Source organism: Flavobacterium sp. UBA4854, assembly GCF_002399805.1.
In the GTDB taxonomy this organism is placed as follows: domain Bacteria; phylum Bacteroidota; class Bacteroidia; order Flavobacteriales; family Flavobacteriaceae; genus Flavobacterium; species Flavobacterium ginsengisoli.
In genome coordinates this window covers 4,665-8,683 of the sequence record NZ_DHEI01000019.1, presented here as the reverse complement: position 1 = coordinate 8,683, position 4,019 = coordinate 4,665, and the positions used below count along the sequence as shown (strand labels likewise).

Annotated in this window: 2 protein-coding genes; both read left to right on the top strand. The window is 31.5% G+C overall.

All coding sequences use genetic code 11. The annotated features are described in order from the left end of the window. Positions 1–58 precede the first annotated feature (58 nt). Positions 59–1,975, top strand: a complete 1,917-nt coding sequence (locus B3J44_RS02110) for a DUF3857 domain-containing protein (RefSeq protein ID WP_286965394.1) — start codon at positions 59–61, stop codon at positions 1,973–1,975. Between the two features lie 47 nt (positions 1,976–2,022). After that, the gene (locus tag B3J44_RS02105; RefSeq protein WP_286965393.1) at positions 2,023–3,966 is read left to right on the top strand and encodes a DUF3857 domain-containing protein; all 1,944 of its coding nucleotides are present in this window, start codon (positions 2,023–2,025) and stop codon (positions 3,964–3,966) included. The last annotated feature ends 53 nt before the right edge of the window (positions 3,967–4,019 follow it).

The following is a 4,019-nucleotide window of genomic DNA, read 5'->3' as shown; positions in this document are numbered from 1 at the left end:
TATTACAAAACAATGATTGCAAAAGAAACAGAAAAAATCGTTTTAAAACGTATTTAAAATGAGAACTTTCTTAATTTCTATTCTTCTATTTTGCGCATTTCTGAAAATGAATGCGCAAAACATTTCTTTAGGAAATGTTACAATAGCGCAGTTAGAAGAAAAAAGGCATCCTAAAGATTCTGCCGCTGTTGCTGCTATTTTGTATAGCAATATTGCTATTGATCTTAATGCAAATGGAAACTCCCAAAAGACAACTACAAAGAAAGTTAAGATCTATAAAAGTGAAGGATATAATTTGTCAAATGTCCTGATTTATTTTGCAGCCGGAAAGCTAAGTTATATAAATATAGTAAGCGCTTATACCTACAATTTAGTAGACGGAAAAATTGTAAAGACAAAACTGAAACCTGAAAATGAGTTTATCGAAAAAACGAACAGTAGTTATTGGATCAAAAAAATAGCTTTTCCAGAAGTAAAAGAAGGTTCTATTATAGAGTATCAATTTACAGAAGAAGGAGGATTTTCAAGTCTTTATCATTGGAATATTCAGGAAAATATTCCAGTTAATTATTCTGAACTAAAAACAACTCTTCCAGATGCTTTTGAGTTTAAAAGAAATCTGAAAGGTTTTTTTCCTCCTAAAATAACTTCAAAAATAGCGAACACTTACAATTATATTGCGACAGAAACCACTTATGTTTTTCAGAATCTTCCAGCAATGCGCGAAGAAGCTTTTGTAAATAATATGGACAATTATAGAACTGGAATTTCTTTAGAGTTAGAAAGAATTGCTGTTCCTGGACAGTTTTATAAAACATTTTCATCAGACTGGACAAGTGTTGCCAAAACAATTTATGATTTTGATTCTTTTGGAGTAGAACTGAACAAATCTGGCTATTTTGAAGATGACCTGAAAGTCGTATTACAAGGAAAGGTTAAACCTGATGCAAAAATTACAGCGATTTTAGAATATGTAAAATCAAATGTAAAATGGAATCAGCGTAATGGATATTCTTGCGAAAAAGGAGTTCGAAAAGCCTACAAAGAAAAAACGGGAAATAGCGCAGATATTAATTTGATGCTTACAGCAATGCTTCGAGCTGCTAAACTTACTGCGAATCCTGTTTTAATTAGTACACGCTCTAATGGGATTGCTTATTTTCCAAATTTAAATGCTTTCAATTATGTGATTGCCGCAGTTGAAACTGGAGACGAAATGATACTGCTCGATGCAACCGATCCATATTCAACTCCAAACGTTCTTCCTTTAAGAGATTTAAATTGGATAGGAAGATTGATTCGTAAAGACGGAACGTCAGAAAGTATTGATTTAGCACCTAAAAAATTTGCTGCAGATAATATTGCAGTAGATTATACAATTGAAGCGGGAGGAAGAATAAACGGAAAAGTAAGATGTCAGTACACAGAGCACAAAGCAATGAACTGCAGAAATAGTTTTGAAAATCTTAAAGAAGACGCTTATCTAGACAATCTTGAAAATAAATATGATAAAATTGAAATAAGCGATTACAGCCGTACAAATGAAAAAGATGTTTTGCTGCCTGCTGTAGAAAGCTTTTCGTTTACAAGCACCAATTTGTGCGAGGTAATTGGAGATAAAATATACGTTAAGCCAATGCTTTTTTTTGCTAGTACAAAAAATCCGTTTAAGCAAGAAACAAGAGAATATCCCGTAGATTTTGGATTTCCTTTTTTAGAGAAATATAATATTAGTATTCGAATTCCAGAAGGATATACTCTAGAAACAGTTCCTCTTGCAGGCGTATTGGTTATGGAGGAAGATCTTGGAGTTTTTAGATACAATATTGCAGTCAACGACAATGTAATGCAATTATTAGTGTCACATCAAATTAACTCCTCTATAATATCTAGAGAACAATACGGAATTCTGAAAGATTACTACAAAGAAATGATCACAAAACAAACTGAAAAAATAGTTTTAAAACGTATTTAATTATGTTGCGATTTCTCCTAGTTTGTATTCCCTTTTTTTGGAGTACAATGACAATTCAAGCTCAAAATTATGAATTAGGCAAAGTAACAATTGCAGAATTAAAAGAGAAAGTTCATCCTAAAGATAGCAGCGCACCCGCTGCTATCTTGTTTAAAAAAGGAAGAACTTATTTTGGTTATAACAAAGATGTTGGGTTTTATGCCAATCATGTCTGTGAGGTAAAAATCAAAATTTATAAAAAAGAAGGTTTAAGCTGGGCCGACCAAAAAGTGCGTTTTTACATTGGTTATGAAAAATTAAATGAGGACCGTTTAGAATTTTCTGAAGCGGGTACATATAATTTGGAAAACGGAAACATTGTAAAAACTAAATTAGACAATCAAGGAACATTCAAAAATAAAATTAATCAATACTGGAAAGAAAAGACTATTACATTGCCAAATGTAAAAGTAGGTTCTGTTATAGAATACAAGTATGTTTTAAGATCTGAGAATCTTGGGAAATTTCCAGATTTTGATCTTCAGTTTAATATTCCGGTAGACTATTTTTATTATAAAACTCAAATTCCAGAATTTTATATTTATAAACCAATTTTAATTGGAGGAATTCCACTCGAAACAGAATCTAAATTCATAAATGGCAGTCAGAGTTTTGATAACGCTTATAGTCAGACAAGCTCATTTAGCTATAAACAAATTGAAACTTTTTATACAGGAAAAGATGTTCCCGCTTTAAAAGAGGAACCATACATTAATAATCTCGAAAATTATCGCGGAAGCATTCAGCAAGAACTAGAGAGAGTTCGACTTCCAGATCAGCCTATAAAAGATTACAGTTTAACATGGGAAGGGGTAGCAAAAACTATTTTTAAAGATGATAGTTTTGGTAAACAGCTTAATCAAGCCTCTTTATTTACAGATGACTTAAATAAATTGCTAGCAAATGTAGAAGATAAAAATGAAAGATTAAATCTGATTTTTACTTATGTCAAAAATCGAATGAATTGGAATGAGATTAATAGTTGCTACACAGAAAAAGGAGTCGAAAAAGCGTATAAAGATCAGACAGGAAATGTTGCTGAAATTAATTTTATTTTGATAAATATGCTTCGTGCAGCTGGTATAGAAGCCAATCCTGTTTTGGTAAGCACAATTCAAAACGGACTTCCGGTTTATCCAACTAGAACAGGATTTAATTATGTTATAGCAGCAGTCGAAATTGATGGTAAAAGAATTCTTCTAGATGCATCTCATAAACTCACAGCTCCCAATATTTTACCATTAAATGTATTAAATTGGAAAGGAAGGCTGATCAAAAAAGATGGAGCTTCTGAGGAAATCGAATTAGATCCAATAATACTATCTAAAGAAATTTATAGTCTTATAGTTAAAATACATCCCGATGGTAAAATGAATGGCCAAGGCAGGATTCAACACACAGACTACGATGCTTACAGCTTTAGAGAAGAAAACAATGCAAAATCAGAAGACGCTTATCTTGAAAAATTTGAAAATAGATTGGGAGGTTTGTCTGTCTCAAATTATAAAATAGAAAATCAGAAGTCAAATCTAGATCAATCGGTTATAGAGACTTTTTCTTTTGATTCAAGCAACCGTTCAGATATTATTGAAGGGAAGATTTTCGTAAATCCTCTATTGTTTTTTACTCAAAGTAAAAATCCGTTCAATCAGGAAAAAAGACAAATGCCTGTCTATTTTGGATATAAAAACTTAGAAAAGTTCAATTTTAATATTGAAATACCGCAAGGTTATACTGTAGAATCACTTCCAAAACCAGTCAGAATAACATCAGAGGACAAGAAGATGTCCTTTATCTTAAATTTTTCGGCTACAGAAAACAAAATTCAAATTGTGAGCCAAAAAGAAATCAACAGTAGTATTTTTGCAGCTGAGGATTACGGAATGATAAAAGAGTTTTTTCAAAAGATGATCGTAAGCCAAAATGAAAAAATAATTCTTAAAAAGATATAAAAGATGGATTTGAAAAATGCACAGTTAGATGTTGATACTTGGATAAAAGAACA

Coding starts and splice junctions, on each gene's coding strand:
- B3J44_RS02110 (WP_286965394.1), top strand. CDS start 59: ATGAGAACTTTCTTAATTTCTATTCTTCTATTTTGCGCATTTCTGAAA.
- B3J44_RS02105 (WP_286965393.1), top strand. CDS start 2,023: ATGACAATTCAAGCTCAAAATTATGAATTAGGCAAAGTAACAATTGCA.